Source organism: Vreelandella indica (genome assembly GCF_037070225.1).
Taxonomy (GTDB): domain Bacteria; phylum Pseudomonadota; class Gammaproteobacteria; order Pseudomonadales; family Halomonadaceae; genus Vreelandella; species Vreelandella arctica.
The window spans coordinates 1-15,220 of sequence record NZ_JBANSO010000038.1 but is presented as its reverse complement, the minus strand read 5'-3'; the positions used below and the strand labels follow the sequence as shown (position 1 = coordinate 15,220).

The 15,220-nt window shown below is 53.9% G+C and carries 14 protein-coding genes, 1 tRNA gene and 1 pseudogene; 11 read left to right on the top strand and 5 right to left on the bottom strand.

From position 1 onward, the window contains the following. Window positions 1–37: 37 nt before the first annotated feature. Together V8L71_RS18885 and V8L71_RS18880 are read right to left on the bottom strand one after the other, a co-directional pair. A tRNA-Val gene (locus V8L71_RS18885) sits at window positions 38–113 on the bottom strand. 70 nt (window positions 114–183) lie between these two features. After that, entirely contained in the window at window positions 184–939 is a 756-nt protein-coding gene (locus V8L71_RS18880; RefSeq protein WP_336275133.1) for an alpha/beta fold hydrolase, read from the bottom strand. A 164-nt stretch (window positions 940–1,103) separates the two neighbouring features. Here V8L71_RS18880 and ccoN point away from each other — a divergent pair, with 164 nt between their 5' ends. The 11 genes from ccoN to fnr all read left to right on the top strand — a co-directional run bounded on the left by ccoN (window position 1,104) and on the right by fnr (window position 12,231). Beyond that, complete coding sequence (ccoN, locus tag V8L71_RS18875) at window positions 1,104–2,528, top strand: cytochrome-c oxidase, cbb3-type subunit I (RefSeq protein ID WP_101147524.1); 1,425 nt, start codon at window positions 1,104–1,106, stop codon at window positions 2,526–2,528. A gap of 19 nt (window positions 2,529–2,547) precedes the next feature. Further along, window positions 2,548–3,156, top strand: a complete 609-nt coding sequence (ccoO, locus tag V8L71_RS18870) for a cytochrome-c oxidase, cbb3-type subunit II (protein WP_088699417.1) — start codon at window positions 2,548–2,550, stop codon at window positions 3,154–3,156. A 3-nt stretch (window positions 3,157–3,159) separates the two neighbouring features. Beyond that, window positions 3,160–3,384 (top strand): CcoQ/FixQ family Cbb3-type cytochrome c oxidase assembly chaperone, encoded by a 225-nt coding sequence (locus V8L71_RS18865; protein ID WP_035585415.1) that lies wholly within the window; start codon window positions 3,160–3,162, stop codon window positions 3,382–3,384. Then, window positions 3,381–4,310: a cytochrome-c oxidase, cbb3-type subunit III gene (gene ccoP / locus V8L71_RS18860; protein WP_101147525.1), complete on the top strand. Its 930-nt coding sequence runs from the start codon at window positions 3,381–3,383 to the stop codon at window positions 4,308–4,310. Before V8L71_RS18865 ends, ccoP begins: the two co-directional genes overlap by 4 nt. 149 nt (window positions 4,311–4,459) lie before the next feature. Continuing rightward, window positions 4,460–5,899 (top strand): cytochrome c oxidase accessory protein CcoG, encoded by a 1,440-nt coding sequence (gene ccoG / locus V8L71_RS18855; protein ID WP_101147526.1) that lies wholly within the window; start codon window positions 4,460–4,462, stop codon window positions 5,897–5,899. 6 nt (window positions 5,900–5,905) lie between these two features. Further along, window positions 5,906–6,439: a FixH family protein gene (locus V8L71_RS18850; RefSeq protein ID WP_101147527.1), complete on the top strand. Its 534-nt coding sequence runs from the start codon at window positions 5,906–5,908 to the stop codon at window positions 6,437–6,439. After that, a complete protein-coding gene (locus tag V8L71_RS18845) occupies window positions 6,436–8,895 on the top strand; it encodes a heavy metal translocating P-type ATPase (protein WP_101147528.1) in 2,460 nt (819 codons plus the stop codon). Before V8L71_RS18850 ends, V8L71_RS18845 begins: the two co-directional genes overlap by 4 nt. Next, complete coding sequence (gene ccoS / locus V8L71_RS18840) at window positions 8,892–9,137, top strand: cbb3-type cytochrome oxidase assembly protein CcoS (RefSeq protein WP_101147529.1); 246 nt, start codon at window positions 8,892–8,894, stop codon at window positions 9,135–9,137. The genes V8L71_RS18845 and ccoS overlap by 4 nt, the downstream gene beginning before the upstream one ends. Then, window positions 9,134–9,829 (top strand): sulfite exporter TauE/SafE family protein, encoded by a 696-nt coding sequence (locus V8L71_RS18835; protein ID WP_336275132.1) that lies wholly within the window; start codon window positions 9,134–9,136, stop codon window positions 9,827–9,829. Before ccoS ends, V8L71_RS18835 begins: the two co-directional genes overlap by 4 nt. Window positions 9,830–9,944: 115 nt before the next feature. Beyond that, on the top strand, window positions 9,945–11,384 hold the full coding sequence (hemN, locus tag V8L71_RS18830; protein WP_336275131.1) for an oxygen-independent coproporphyrinogen III oxidase: 1,440 nt from the start codon (window positions 9,945–9,947) through the stop codon (window positions 11,382–11,384). Between the two features lie 103 nt (window positions 11,385–11,487). Next, entirely contained in the window at window positions 11,488–12,231 is a 744-nt protein-coding gene (gene fnr / locus V8L71_RS18825) for a fumarate/nitrate reduction transcriptional regulator Fnr (RefSeq protein ID WP_281662210.1), read from the top strand. On the opposite strand, the pseudogene ttcA (V8L71_RS18820) reads toward fnr, so the two are convergent. From ttcA (V8L71_RS18820) to V8L71_RS18810, 3 genes and pseudogenes are all read right to left on the bottom strand, one after another. Further along, window positions 12,224–12,931 (bottom strand): annotated as a pseudogene (gene ttcA, locus V8L71_RS18820) (tRNA 2-thiocytidine(32) synthetase TtcA); the annotation flags it as partial. The gene fnr and the pseudogene ttcA (V8L71_RS18820) overlap by 8 nt on opposite strands. 204 nt (window positions 12,932–13,135) lie before the next feature. Further along, on the bottom strand, window positions 13,136–14,002 hold the full coding sequence (ttcA, locus tag V8L71_RS18815; RefSeq protein ID WP_101147533.1) for a tRNA 2-thiocytidine(32) synthetase TtcA: 867 nt from the start codon (window positions 14,000–14,002) through the stop codon (window positions 13,136–13,138). Between the two features lie 435 nt (window positions 14,003–14,437). Further along, window positions 14,438–15,220, bottom strand: a 783-nt coding sequence (locus V8L71_RS18810; RefSeq protein WP_336275130.1) for a DEAD/DEAH box helicase, incomplete at its 5' end; no start/stop codon positions are given.

The window sequence follows — 15,220 nt, the reverse complement described above, 5'->3', positions numbered from 1 at the left end:
TCAGTTACTGCATCACGTTTCCAGGGCACCAAATAAATGGTGGGTGGTACTGGGTTCGAACCAGTGACCCCCAGCTTGTAAGGCTGGTGCTCTCCCAACTGAGCTAACCACCCGCTGGTCACGTGGCGCTGCATTCTACAGAAGCCTCTTGAAATGTCAACACGTTGTGTTTAAATTTTTGATTTAAACCAGCGTACTGCACGTTCTCGCGGCAACCGCTAACTGAGCGCGGACGAAGGATGCCGCAACTATGGCTGCTTCGTCAATCAAAACTTGCTGATTTACTCCAGAACTTCGTCGTGGCTTAAAATCATGGTCGCCATCGGTTAGCCAATGAACGTGTAGGGAGTCAGGTAAAGCGTAGTAGGCCACCTCATCACGAGAGCCAAACGGATCACGCTCACCTTGCAGAATCAGCATAGGCATAGAGATGTCAGGAAAATGATCGGTGCGAAGGGAGTCAGGCTTTTTGGGCGGGTGAAACGGATAGCCTGCCGCAATGACACCTGCACAGCGATGCTGGCTGGCAAAGAGCGATGCCACACGCCCGCCCATGGATTTACCCCCAACCCACAAAGGCGAACCACTGCATGACGACAGCAGGTCATACCAAGCAGCAAAGTGTTCCAGCGTTTTCTTGACGGGTGGCGGAGGCCGGCGCTTTGCTTCCTCGCTCATCTGCTGCATATAGGGGAAATCGATCGCCCACACTTGTAGCCTCTCACTGGCCAGCATCGCGGCAAATTGCCGCATAAACTCAGATAGGTGGCCTGCCCCGGCGCCATGAGCTAGCAGAATTCGCCCCAGCTCAGGGATGCCCGAGACGCTCACCGGGCCAACCCCCTCCACGAGAAACCGCTGAACAGCGGGGCTGGCGGTGCGTTCACGCAACGCCTCTGGGGTGATGGCCTCAAACCCAAGATCAGCGTAATAGGACACTCAGCCCTCCTAATAATTCAACGTTACATCCATTGGCGTGTTCAGCTTAGGGCGCGGCTGCGATAGAATCTAGGCCGGATCTTGACCTGCATCATCAAGCGGGTGGCCGCATCCGTGCAAAATGCCACGGGTTACCCCCTAACCGCGTTCGATGGGAACATGAAATGAGCACAGCATTGGAACACCCGACCTACAATTACAAGGTGGTTCGGCAGTTCGCGATTATGACCGTTGTGTGGGGCATCGTAGGTATGGCGCTTGGCGTTATCCTTGCCTCCCAACTGGTCTGGCCGCAGCTGAACCTCGGCCTACCTTGGACTAGCTTCGGGCGCCTGCGTCCGTTACATACTAACGCCGTTATCTTCGCCTTTGGTGGCTCAGCGCTCTTTGCAACGTCCTATTACGTTGTCCAACGAACGTGCCAGACACGGCTATTCTCGGACAGGCTGGCGGCCTTTACGTTCTGGGGCTGGCAAGCCGTTATTATCTCAGCGATCGTGTCGCTCCCCATGGGCTACACCACGACCAAGGAGTACGCTGAGCTAGAGTGGCCGATCAATATATTGATTGCAGTCGTTTGGATCAGCTATGCCATCGTGTTCCTGATGACGATTAAAAAGCGCACCACGTCGCATATTTATGTGGCGAACTGGTTCTTTGCGGCGTTTATTTTAACCGTTGCAGTGCTGCATATCGTCAACAACGCGGCGATCCCGGTTACCCCAATGTACTCCACCTCGATCTACGCTGGTGCGGTGGATGCCATGGTGCAGTGGTGGTACGGCCATAACGCGGTAGGCTTTTTCCTGACCGCTGGCTTCCTGGGCATGATGTACTATTTCGTGCCGAAGCAGGCTGAGCGACCGATCTACTCTTACCGTCTTTCCATCGTCCACTTCTGGGCGCTGATCATGATTTACATGTGGGCAGGTCCGCACCACCTGCACTACACGGCGCTGCCGAACTGGGCACAGTCGCTGGGCATGATCATGTCGATCATCCTGTTGGCGCCCTCTTGGGGCGGCATGATCAACGGCATGATGACCTTGTCAGGCGCCTGGCATAAGCTGCGCACGGATCCGACACTGCGCTTCTTGGTAGTGGCCCTATCGTTCTACGGCATGTCGACGTTTGAAGGCCCGATGATGGCCATTAAAACGGTCAACGCGCTGTCGCACTACACGGACTGGACCATTGGCCACGTTCACTCCGGTGCGCTCGGCTGGGTAGCGATGATCACTATCGGCTCAATGTACCACCTGATCCCGCGCGTATTCGGTCGCACTGAAATGTACTCGGTCAACCTGATCGCCGTGCACTTCTGGCTGGCCACGATCGGTACCGTGCTGTATATCGCCTCCATGTGGGTAAACGGTATTCTGCAGGGCCTGATGTGGCGTGCGATCAACCCTGACGGCACCTTGATGTACACCTTCGTTGAATCCGTTGAAGCCAGCGGGCCGGGCTACTTTGTTCGCTTAATCGGCGGCCTCTTCTGGGTCACCGGTATGCTGATCATGGCGTTCAATGTGTACATGACCGTTAAACGTCGTGAGGCTATCAGCCATTCAGCGCCACAAGCTGCCTAAACCGGGGAAGTTGAGACCAATGAAACACGAGATTGTCGAAAAAAACGTTGGCCTGCTTGCCGTGTTGATCCTTGTCGTGATCAGTTTCGGCGGCTTGGCTGAGGTGGTGCCGCTGTTTTTCCAGAAGCAGACCACCGAGCCGGTTGAAGGCCTGGAGCCGCTGTCTGCTCTGGAGCTGGAAGGCCGTGACATCTACCGCCGCGAGGGCTGCGTGGGCTGTCACTCGCAAATGGTGCGTCCGTTCCGCGCGGAGACCGAGCGCTACGGCCACTACAATGTGGCAGGTGAGCAGGTTTACGAGCACAACTTCCTATGGGGTTCCAAGCGTACCGGGCCAGATCTGGCGCGTGTTGGCGGCCGCTATAGCGACGACTGGCACCGTGCTCACCTCTACAATCCCCGAGATGTAGTCCCTGAATCGGTTATGCCGGCTTACCCCTGGCTGTTTGAAAATACCCTCGATGGTGACGCTACTCCCGCTAAAATGCGCACCCTGCGCCAGCTAGGCGTGCCGTACACCGACGAAGATATTGCCAACGCAACTGACGATGTTCGCGGTACTCAGGAAATCACTGCCCTGGTCGCGTACCTACAGCAGCTGGGAACCGTGCTCGAGGGCACTCGCTAAGTTATGGATACGGGAACTTTTCGCGGTCTCATCACGCTAATCTTGATTTTCGCGTTTATTGGCATCGCCCTCTGGGCGTACTCCAAGCGACGCAAGCCAGATTTCGACGAAGCGGCTAATTTGCCCTTTGCCGACGACGATGAGCTACCGACCAGTGACAAGCACGCTTCGCGTGAACGCGACAGCGAAGCGCATTCCCGCGACGACAGGGGAGATAAGAAGTTATGAACAATCTATGGGGTGACTCCCTATCCGGCTTCTGGAGCGCCTGGATCATTATCATTACGCTGGGCACGATCGCGCTGAGCGTATGGATACTACTGGCCAACCGCCGCACCGATAAAACGCCTGACGCGGACGGTAACGTTGAAACCACGGGCCATGCCGCCGATGGCATCGAAGAGTATGACAACCCACTGCCAAAGTGGTGGTTTCAGCTATTCGTCTTGACGGTGGTCTTTGCACTGGGCTACCTGGTGTTTTATCCCGGCTTGGGCAACTACGCGGGGATACTGGGCTGGTCGCAAGAGGGCCAGTGGGAAGAGGAAGTCGCTCAGGCCGAAGAGCGTTTCACACCGATTTTTGCCCAGTATCAGGAAGTGCCCATTCCTGAGCTTGCCGAAGATCCCGAGGCGATGCAGGTTGCTGAACGTATCTACCAAAACAACTGCGCGGTGTGTCACGGTTCCAACGCTCAGGGCGGTTACGGCTTCCCCAACCTGACCGACGACGACTGGCTGTACGGCGGAGAGCCCGACAATATCGTTCAAACGCTGACGAATGGCCGTAACGGTCTGATGCCTTCCTGGCAGCAGCTGGGGCAAAACAATATTGAGAACCTGTCTCAATACGTGCTCTCACTGTCTGATGAAGCGCATGACGAGGCACAAGCTGAACAGGGCGAAAGCACTTTCACAGCAGTCTGTGCGGCTTGCCACGGCCCAAGCGGCACGGGTAATACAGCCCTCGGCGCGCCTAACTTGACCGACAATACCTGGCTCTACTTGGCGCCCGGCCAAGAAGTAGGTGACTCCATCCGTCAAACGCTACGCAATGGCCGTAACGGTCATATGCCAGCGCAAGCGGCTTATATTGGTGAAGAGCGTGTTCACCTGGTCGCCGCCTACGTGTATAGCCTGCGCTTAGCGGACTGATTAACTGCTCAGCCATACTCGCCAAGAAAGGGTGCGGCCTCAAACCGCACCCTTTCTTTATGCACAACCCGATACAATATTGACCATGCACTCGCCTTCATGAGACTGGGGGTGCTACCTCTCCTGCCTTCTGAGCCGGGAATACCGCCATGGAAAAGATACCAACCCAAGACGTCACGCCGAATCCGGTGGGGCATCACACGCCTCCACAACAACCGGTTACTCAGGAAATGTACGCCAAACGGCGTCACATTTATGTGCGAGAAATTAAAGGTATTTTCCAGAAACTACGCCGCAGTACTAACTGGGCGTTAATGCTGATGTTTTTCCTATTGCCCTGGATCAATGTTGGCAACCGGCCCCTCATTCTGTTCGATCTGCCTAATCGCGAATTCCATATCTTTACCGCCACGTTCTATCCGCAGGAGTTCATACTGCTATCGTGGCTGTTGATCATTTGTGCTTTTGGGCTGTTTTTTATTACCGTTTTTGCGGGCCGGGTGTGGTGTGGTTATACCTGCCCGCAAAGCGTTTGGACCTTTCTGTTTATCTGGCTTGAACACCGCATCGAAGGCTCGCGCAATCGGCGTATCAAGCTCGACAATCAACCGATGACGGCGGATAAGGCTTGGCGAAAAACTGCTAAGCACACTGCTTGGCTATTGATAGCGCTCGCTACCGGCATCACCTTTGTGGGTTACTTCACGCCAATTCGTGATTTAGTGACAGAGCTCCCCACCCTTGAAGCCCATGGCTGGTCCTACTTCTGGGTGGGCTTTTTCCTGGTATTCACTTACCTGAACGCGGGTTGGCTGCGTGAACAGGTGTGCATTTATATGTGCCCCTATGCCCGTTTTCAATCGGTGATGTTTGACCGTGACACACTGATTGTCTCCTACGATGAGTCCCGTGGTGAACCCCGTGGCCATCGCCCTAAAAGCCTGAGCCATCTAGAGGCCCGTGAAGCAGGATACGGCGACTGTATCAATTGCGATCTTTGCGTTCAGGTATGCCCTACCGGTATCGATATCCGTGACGGACTGCAGTATGAGTGCATCACCTGCGCCGCCTGCATCGACGCCTGCGACAGCGTAATGGACAAAATGGGCTACCCGCGGGGGCTGATACGCTACACTACCGAAAACGCGCTTGAGGGCAAAAAGAGCCATATCATGCGCCCTCGCCTGCTAGGCTACTTTGCCGCATTGGTGCTAATGATAGGCACTTTTGCCTGGGCGATTAATGACCGCATGCCACTTAACTTTGACGCTGAGCGCGAGCGCACCCAACTTTACCAAACGACCCGCGACGGCCTGATTAGTAATGTGTTTACCCTGACCATTCGTAACCTTGATGACCAGGATCACACTTACCAGCTGAGCGTTTCCGGGCTGCCCAGTTTAGCCTTAGATAGCAATATGATTGACGTGCCTGCGGGTGAGTCGCGCTTAGAAGTCGTTACAGTGACCGCTAGCCCTGACGAACTACAGCAACCCAGTCACGACATTGTATTCACACTGCAGGCTCAGCAAGACGAACGTATTCGCCTTGAGCGGGATGCCCGCTTCCTGGGCGATATTAGGAGATAAACGACGATGTCATCCCTACCCTCTAGCGAGAAGGTGATCCCCTGGTACAAGCAGTTTTGGCCATGGTTTCTAATCGGCATTCTGCTCTCATCCATTATGTTCAGCATAACCTTTGCCGTTATGTCAGTTAAAAGTTTTGATGGCATGGTAGTGCAAGAGGATTACTACGAGCATGGCAAAGCCATTAATATGGTACTTGCCAAGCAGGAGCAGGCGCGCACTCTGAACTTAAGCGCCGAGCTACGTCTTGATCCGATGACCAGCGACATCGTGGTTGATTTAAGCGGCGATGCGCGTCCCGACAAGCTCTATCTGGACCTCATCTTCCCTACCGAGGATGACCGTGATCAATCGTTCATACTGGAGCATGTCCGTGACGGCCGCTATATCACCCAGGGCCCTGACAACCTGCGCTACCGCTGGTACCTACAGATTCAGCCCGCACTAGAAGATGCCGACTGGCGTCTGACGGGTGAAGCGACGTTCCCTAATGAAAATAGCGTCGCGCTATTGCCAGGAGGGCGTCCAGAAAGCGAATGAGCAACGCCGTGCCTGCCTCTGACTGCTACCACTGCGGTAACCCGGTGCCCGCTGCGGCACCCTGGACGATTACCCTGGATGACCACACCCACCCGCTCTGCTGCCCCGGCTGCGAAGCGGTGGCTCATGCCATTGTCGATGGCGGGCTAGAGAGCTACTACCGCTACCGAACCGAACTTCCCGAACGCCCCGATGAACGCCAAGCCGCCAAAGCGGACACGTGGTCGGTATTTGATGATCCCGGCCTGCAAGCGCAGTTTGTTCACCCTGATGGTGATGAGGGCAATGTCAAAGCCACCCTCGCCATTGAAGGCATTACCTGCGCCGCCTGTGCGTGGCTGATTGAACACCGCCTGAATGCGTTGGAGGGAATTACCACCAGCGCGGTGAATTTAACCCACCACCGACTGCGCGTGAGCTGGGACCCGCAGCAGCTTAAACTCTCGCAACTACTAGCCGAACTGGCTGCAATTGGCTACGACGCTCAGCCTTACGAACCGGATCAAGCCCAAGCACGCATGCAGCATGAAGAGCGCATGAACGTGCGTCGATTGATCATCGCTGCAGTAGGCATGATGCAGGTGATGATGTTCTCGATCCCCATTTATGTCTCCGGTCCCGGTGAAATCAGCGACGATTTCTACGCGCTGTTCCACTGGCTCTCGTTTGCCTTAGCAACGCCGGTAGTATTTTTTTCCGCCCAGCCGTTCTTTCGTAATGCCCTGCGAGACCTGCGCACCGGTGTATTGGGTATGGATGTGCCAGTATCGCTGGCGATCGGTGGGGCTTATCTTGCCAGCAGCTATGCGGTGCTGTTTAACGTCGGCGAGGTCTATTTTGACTCGGTCGCCATGTTCACCTTTTTCTTGCTGTTTGGGCGCTACGTGGAAGGCCGAGCCAGGCGCCGTAGTGGGCATAGCGGCAATGTGCTGAGTGGCGTGCTGCCGATCTCGGCCACGCGGCTGGAAAGCGACGGCAGCGAACGCATTCTACCCGCGAGCGAACTCGCCCCGGATGATCGAGTCCTGATCAAGCCCGGCCACGGCGTGCCTGCCGATGGCGTGATTGAGGAGGGAGAATCGAGCCTGGATGAATCCATGCTGACCGGCGAATACCTGCCGGTCACCCGCCGGGTGGGCGACAGCATTACCGGCGGTAGCCAGAACATGGAAAATCCGCTGGTGATCCGTGTTACCCACGCCGGGCGCGATGCCCGAGTGGCGGGCATTGTCGATCTCACCGACCGCGCCTTTGCCAGCCGCCCGCGGCTGGCCCAGATGGCAGCACGCATGGCCCACCTATTTGTGCTCCGCCTGTTAGTGGTAACCGCCTGCGTCACCATCGCCTGGTGGTTTATCGACCCCTCGCGGATGCTCTGGGTACTACTTTCGGTGCTGGTCGTGACCTGCCCTTGTGCGCTGGCGCTGGCCACCCCCGCGGCCCTGACCGCAGGCCATGGTCAACTGCGCAAGCGCGGCGTGTTGATCACCCGTGCCGATGCCATGGAGACGCTCTCCAACGTAACCCGAGTAATCTTTGACAAAACCGGCACGCTCACCCGCGGCGAGATGCACCTGACCCAGACCAAACCGTTCGGCGAATTAACCGCCGAGCGTGCCCAGGCGATTGCCGCGGCGCTCGAAGCCCACTCAGAACACCCTATCGCCCGCGCCTTTCGTCCGTTTCGGGATGCAACGCTTCAGGCAAAAGATATTCATAGCCATACCGGTCAAGGACTAGAGGGCACGCTAAACGGCGCGCGCTGGAAGCTGGGCAAACCAGAATTTTCCACTGGAGAACCCATTTCGGCACCCGCCAGGGGGCAATGGCTGCTGCTGAGCGAAAACGGCGAACCCCGCGCCTGGTTTGGTCTTCATGATGGCATTCGTGATGACGCTGCTGCCACGATCAAAGCCCTACAGGCCCAGGGGCTAACCGTGGAGCTGCTCTCCGGTGATACCGTCGATGCTGTGGAGAGCCTGGCCAACCAACTCAACATAACGACGTGGCACGCAGGCACCAGCCCAGAAGGCAAACTGGCCCGGATGAAAGAGCTTCAAGCCGCTGGCGAAACCGTGGTGATGATTGGTGACGGCATCAACGACGTGCCGGTGTTAGCCGGTGCTGATGTGGCAATTGCCATGAACGGTGCGACGGACTTAGCCCGCACCCGCGCCGACGCGGTGCTGCTCAGCCCACGCCTGATGCGGATTTTTGAGGCTATCGAGATTTCCCGCGCGACCCGGCGTATCATGCGCCAGAACATGATCTGGTCAGTATGCTACAACTTTTCGGCGCTGCCGCTGGCGGCCATGGGGCTGGTGCCACCCTGGATGGCGGCCATTGGTATGTCGCTCAGCTCGCTAGTGGTGGTGGGTAACGCGCTGCGGCTGTCACGCTGGCGTACGACGCCGCCCGCCTCTTCGCCAAGCGCTTCAACACCGGTAACCGCATGACGATTCTGTATCTACTCATTCCGCTTTCACTGATTCTGCTGGGCCTCGCCGTCTGGGCATTTTTCTGGGCGGTGAAAAATGATCAGTTCGACGACTTGGAAGGCCCGGCGCACCGCATTTTGTTTGATGAAGATGAGAATGACCTCAACCCCGAACAGCGACGCCAGCGGCAGCAGACCAAGCACCGCCCTGCTGCCCCCTCCGACACACACTCACCCGACGACCAAGAGCCCCGGCCATGAATCCAACCGGCCTTGACCTGCCGCCACTGCTGGCGGCGTTCGTGTTTGGTTTGATGGGCGGCGCCCATTGCATTGGCATGTGTGGTGGCATTATGAGCGCGCTCACTTTTGCAGTGCCCCCCAGCATGCGCCATCCGGCGCGTATGGGAGGCTTGCTGCTCAGCTATAACGCAGGTCGCATCACTAGCTACATGAGCGCAGGTGCGCTGGTAGCCCTACTAGGCACGCTATTTTCCCTCTCTGCCACGGCGCGAATGCTGCTACAAGTGTTTGCGGCGCTGATGCTGATCCTGATGGCGCTGTATATCGCCAACTGGTGGAAAGGGCTGCTTAAAGTTGAAGCGGTAGGCCGCCGTCTATGGCGCTTTATCGAGCCGGTAGGGCGACGTTTAATGCCCGTAGTTCATTTACCCCAAGCCTTTGCGCTGGGGGCGATATGGGGTTGGCTGCCCTGTGGGCTGGTCTACTCCATGCTGGCCTGGAGCTTAGCGATTGCCGACCCGCTCCAGGGCGCACTATTGATGGGCGCCTTTGGACTGGGCACGCTGCCTGCGCTGCTGGCCACCGGGCTTGCCGCGCGCCAGTTAAGCCACCTGATTCGTCACCCAGCCACGCGCAGCGTCGCAGCCATAACGATCATTGCGTTCGCGTTGTGGCAACTGTGGACAGTCACCGCACACCATCTTCATTAACTTATCTGCATTAACATGACGTGGCTCAATATTTATATCGGCGCCGCGCGTTAGGCTGGCTCTGGCTTTGAAAAAACAGCCTTTAAAACGCCCCTTTTAACGCCGGAGCCACTTCATGCCCGTTCATGCCCCCGCGGCTTCTTCTACGATGACTTCAACCATGGCCGGGGCAGCACCGGAGCAGAAAGAGTGGGATGAAGCCTTGCTACGCCGTTACGATACCAGTGGCCCGCGCTATACGTCTTACCCCACGGCGTTGTCGTTTCACGACCAATTTACCCCGAGCGATTTGACCCAGGCGTTAGAGCGCAGCAATGCCAGCCAACGTCCTCTTTCGCTGTATGTGCATATCCCCTTCTGCCGCAAGATTTGTTTTTACTGCGCGTGCAATAAAATCGCCACCAAGAACACCGCCCTGGCCGAGCCGTACCTATCCCGGCTTGACCGTGAAATGGTGCTGACCGCTCGCCACCTGGATACCACACGACCGGTGAAGCAGTTGCACTGGGGTGGCGGAACACCGACGTTTCTTAACTTGAACCAGATGGGCGACTTGATTGATCGTCTGGACGCGCGCTTTGGTCTCTCGTCCGCGTCTGATCGCGATTACGCGATTGAAATCGACCCACGCGAAGCGGACGTATTTACGCTGCGCCACCTGCAATCGCTCGGTTTCAATCGCATCAGTTTAGGCGTGCAGGACTTAAGCCCGCTGGTGCAGAAAGCCATTAACCGTATTCAGCCACGGGTACTCACCGAGACGCTGATGGATGAAGCACACCGGCTGGGCTTTCGTTCGCTCAATCTCGATTTAATATACGGCTTACCCTTTCAGACTGAAAAAAGCTTTGCAGACACCCTGCGCCAAGTGATCGAGTTAAATCCCGCACGGCTTTCTGTGTTTAACTACGCCCACATGCCCGAGCGCTTTGCCCCCCAGCGGCGGATTAACATCGATGACCTGCCGGGCAGCGAAGAGAAGCTGGCGATTCTGCGCACCACGATTGAGATGCTCACCGCGGCCGGTTATGTGCACATCGGCATGGATCACTTTGCTCGTCCTGATGACAGCTTGGCGATCGCCCAGCGCGAAGGCTCGCTCCAGCGCAACTTTCAAGGCTACTCCAGTCACGCCCAGTGCGACTTAATCGGGCTTGGCGTGTCGGCGATTTCTCGCGTCGATGACGTCTATGCACAGAACCCTAGCGATCTGGCCCGCTATGAAGCAGCGCTGGATCAAGGCCAATTGGCAACCGTACGTGGGCTGCGCTTAAGTGACGATGACCTGATCCGCCGGGACGTTATTGAGCGACTAATGTGTGATATGCGCATTGATCTGGCCGCCATCGGTCAACGCTGGAACATTGATGCCCCGCGTTACTTTGCGCAAGCGCTTGAGCACTTACAGGGCGCCGAGCGAGATGGCCTGCTGACGCGCAGCGGCGACCAGCTTAGCGCGACGCCCATGGGACGGCTGCTGATTCGTCACTTAGCCATGGCGTTTGATGCTCACCTGCCGCAGCAATCAGGCAAGCACTACTCAAAGATTGTGTAAACAAGCTATCGCTAACGAAATGAAGCTTCCATACTAAGAGAAGCCTACCTCAGCACGGCGTAATGATTACCTGCCACTCACGACGCTACTCAAGGAGTTATGCATGTTGGAACCCATGAGCCGCCGACGCTCGCTACTCCATGAAGCTCGCTGCCAAACCTGCAGCTTGAGCTCACTATGCTTGCCACTTGCCCTTGAGATAGACGATATGGGCCAGTTCGATGCCATTATTCGTCGTCGCGCACCGCTGAAAAAAGGCGAGCCACTATTTCGCCAAGGCGATACTTTTACCAGCGTTTATGCGGTACGTTCGGGCAGTTTGAAACAAGTCACATCAGAGGGAAACGGCAGCGAACAACTGACCAATTTCTACCTCCCCAGCGAACTAGTGGGGTTGGACGGGATCGATGAAGAGCACTACCCAGGGAGTGTAATTGCCCTGGAAACGACCACCGTTTGCGAGATTCCCTTTGATCGCTTGGACTCACTCTCTGAGGAGTTGCCCGAACTGCGTGGCCAACTGTATCGCAGCATGAGCAAAGAGTTGCGCGACGACCGGCGCATGATGCGCCTGCTGTCACGTAAAACCGCCGACCAGCGGCTGGCGAGCTTTTTAATCACGCTTTCAGATCGTTTTCGTCGGCGTGGCTACTCGCCCTACAGTTTCCGCCTTTCCATGCCCAGGGCCGATATCGGCAACTATTTGGGTTTAGCGGTGGAAACCGTCAGCCGGATTTTAAGCCGCTTCCAGCAGCAGAGCGTAGTGGCGGTATCCGGGCGAGAGGTCAATATTCTTGATATGCAGCGCTTAATCACCCTCGCCGAAGAGGAGCAAAACGCTAGCTGACGTTAAATGCCTGGATACGCCCGGCCAGTAGTTCTGCCTGTTTGGCTTCTAGCCCTTCAAAATCAAAGAGATTGCGATCCGCTAGCTGGGAAGGCGCAATATTGGTAACGGCTTTAAACATGCTTTCCAGGCGACCGGGGAATTTTTTGTCCCACTCGGCGAGCATCTCTTTGACGACCTGACGCTGCATATTGGGCTGCGAACCGCATAGATTGCAGGGAATAATCGGGAATTCCATCAGCCGTGAAAACTCGGCAATATCCGCCTCTTTACAGTAAGCCAACGGCCGAATGACGATATTTTTACCATCATCAGAAAGTAGCTTAGGCGGCATCGCTTTTAAGTTGCCGCCAAAGAACATATTGAGAAACAGGGTTTCAAGGATGTCTTCACGGTGGTGGCCCAGGGCAATTTTATTGGCGCCAATCTCTTCGGCAAAGCCATACAGCGAACCGCGGCGCAGGCGTGAACAGAGCGCGCAAGTCGTTTTACCTTCTGGCGTTTTTTCTTTCACCACCGAATAAGTATCACGCTCGACAATGTGATATTCCACGCCCTGCTTATCCAGATACGCAGGCAGCACATGCTCGGGAAAACCGGGCTGTTTTTGATCCAGATTGACCGCCACCAGTGAGAAATTGACCGGCGCATTGCGCTGCAAATTGCGCAAAATCTCCAGCATCGTATAGCTGTCTTTTCCTTATATGCCAAATTTTTTAAAAGAGGAAGAGTGAGTGAGTGAGTAAAGCATTACAATACAGTCACTTAATTTTCTTTCTTCTAAAGAAAACAAACACAAGCCATACAAAAAATTCATTTTTTGTAAAAAAAAGCTTTAAGCAAATGCAGTTGATCAAAATATAACCAAAGACAGCCCAGATACACCAATGTATTCTTTACAAAATCATAGGTTGATTGCTTCTATAAAATTGGTCGAAGAAACATCTACACTGCCAGTATGGTTCGAGATGACTTTACTAGACCTGTCGATATCGAGATTGTGGAAATCGAAAAGATTTAAGTCAGCTAGTTGGCTTGGACTTACATTCTGGATACCGTTAAATATGTTTTCAATACAACCCGCTTTTTGTTTTTCCCAGCCTGCCAACATGTTTTTTATATTCTGTCTTTGTAAGTTCTCCTGAGAACCACAAAGATTACATGGAATAATTGGAAATTCTACAATTGATGCCAGCTTAGCAATATCTTTCTCACGACAATAAGAAAGCGGTCTTATTACAATATTTCTGCGATCATCACTTAGCAGCTTAGGAGGCATTGCCTTTAACTTACCGTTAAAAAACATATTCAAAAAAAGAGTTTCTACAATGTCATCCATGTGATGGCCAAGAGCTATTTTTGTAGCCCCAATCTCCTCAGCAAACCCATATAGAGAACCCCTTCTAAGTCTCGAACAAAGTGAACAAGTAGTTTTCCCTTCAGGAGTTTTCTCTTTAACAATTGAATATGTATCCTTATCTATAATATAATAATCAATATTATTCTTTTTGAAGAAGCCAGGAAGAACATGCTCCGGAAAACCGGGTTGTTTTTGGTCGAGATTCACAGCGACCACATCAAACTTAATCGGTGCTACTCTCTTCAAATACAACAGAGTATCAAGCATAACAAATGAATCTTTGCCACCACTTATGGCAGCCATTACTTTGTCACCATCTTCAATCATAGAATAATCACAAACAGCTCTCCCAGCGTTAGCCCTTATTTTTTTATAAAGCTTGTTCAAATCCATCTTTTCTTTAGGCTTCATAAACCACCATTAAAATAAAAGTTATAAATAAATAACAAATCAAAATCTTCATAACCAATATTCTAAATCAGATGGCATAAATTTTCGACAGATGAATTGAGATATTCGATGGGAGATAGAGTGTTTCAAATTCCTGAGCTAGCAGAAGCTTCAGATGCATGAGCATATGACCAACATTCGACATTTTGTCGATTCGCAATCTCGCTAAGTTGAGATTGGGTGCTTTGTTCGCTAGAGCTGACTCGGAGGTAGCCGATCGTCGCCATTGAGCTGTATTCTCAATTTTGGATCATAAAATGGGGCTTTCTTTTGAACCTTAGCTATAACCCCAAACGACACTTATTACCCATTGAGTTTTAAAGATAATAGAAGCGTGTCAAAAGGTACACTTTATGAACCTTGAAGATGGGTGGGGGTAGCCATGGAAAGAAAAAACTACATTAGCGATAATAGATACTGCCGGTAGTATTGAGAAAAGCTCAGCGTCAGTAATGAAGCCTCAGTAACTTGCAGCTCGCGCTTACCGTTCTGCTCTTTTACGGAAAGGGGATTATCTTCACTTTCTTTTGCGCCCTCGGTATTGCCATCGGCGTGCTCAGCGTGGGATTTAGTTAGACGATCATTAAGCTTTTTTGCCTGCAGCGTGGATTGATCCTCGGGAAGGTCATTGGCGATTCTTTGCGAGTATTTACGTAGGGTAGGTTCAGCGATCACGTAAAGCCACGCCTCTCTGTCATCAGTGCCCATCTTTCTTAAGATGCGACCAAGAACCTGCCTGTAGTGAAGCTCGGTACGAATGCGACTGAGGTAACAGCAAACTGAAAGACGCTGTATATCTGTGCCTTCAGAAATCATGCTAACCGCTACAATCCAGCAGGTGTTGTCATGCCGAAACCGGTCGATTAGTTGCTGAGCCCGAGGTGTTTTACTGGTGACCACGACATAGCTTTGATGCTTAGCATTCAGTATTGCAGCAATTTGGTGGGCATGCTCAATATCCGTTGCCACCACTAGCCCCCCAGCTTGAGGGGTCTTATGTCGGGTTTCACTCAGCTGATGAATACCTATATCCAGCACAGCATTGAGGATGTCATCATGGTGCGTATTCCGCCCTATCGTGACCGCCCATTCCGTTTGAACGTGACCGTCTGTTCTGGATGATGGTGACCGCGCATTCCGTTTTATCGTGACCGATTTTGGGCAGTTTTCCGGAATCGC

Bases quoted from the DNA above. Each gene is read 5' to 3' on its own strand.
- ccoN (WP_101147524.1), top strand. From the start codon at position 1,104: ATGAGCACAGCATTGGAACACCCGACCTACAATTACAAGGTGGTTCGG.
- ccoO (WP_088699417.1), top strand. From the start codon at position 2,548: ATGAAACACGAGATTGTCGAAAAAAACGTTGGCCTGCTTGCCGTGTTG.
- V8L71_RS18865 (WP_035585415.1), top strand. From the start codon at position 3,160: ATGGATACGGGAACTTTTCGCGGTCTCATCACGCTAATCTTGATTTTC.
- ccoP (WP_101147525.1), top strand. From the start codon at position 3,381: ATGAACAATCTATGGGGTGACTCCCTATCCGGCTTCTGGAGCGCCTGG.
- ccoG (WP_101147526.1), top strand. From the start codon at position 4,460: ATGGAAAAGATACCAACCCAAGACGTCACGCCGAATCCGGTGGGGCAT.
- V8L71_RS18850 (WP_101147527.1), top strand. From the start codon at position 5,906: ATGTCATCCCTACCCTCTAGCGAGAAGGTGATCCCCTGGTACAAGCAG.
- V8L71_RS18845 (WP_101147528.1), top strand. From the start codon at position 6,436: ATGAGCAACGCCGTGCCTGCCTCTGACTGCTACCACTGCGGTAACCCG.
- ccoS (WP_101147529.1), top strand. From the start codon at position 8,892: ATGACGATTCTGTATCTACTCATTCCGCTTTCACTGATTCTGCTGGGC.
- V8L71_RS18835 (WP_336275132.1), top strand. From the start codon at position 9,134: ATGAATCCAACCGGCCTTGACCTGCCGCCACTGCTGGCGGCGTTCGTG.
- hemN (WP_336275131.1), top strand. From the start codon at position 9,945: ATGCCCGTTCATGCCCCCGCGGCTTCTTCTACGATGACTTCAACCATG.
- fnr (WP_281662210.1), top strand. From the start codon at position 11,488: ATGTTGGAACCCATGAGCCGCCGACGCTCGCTACTCCATGAAGCTCGC.
- ttcA (WP_101147533.1), bottom strand. From the start codon at position 14,002: ATGAAGCCTAAAGAAAAGATGGATTTGAACAAGCTTTATAAAAAAATA.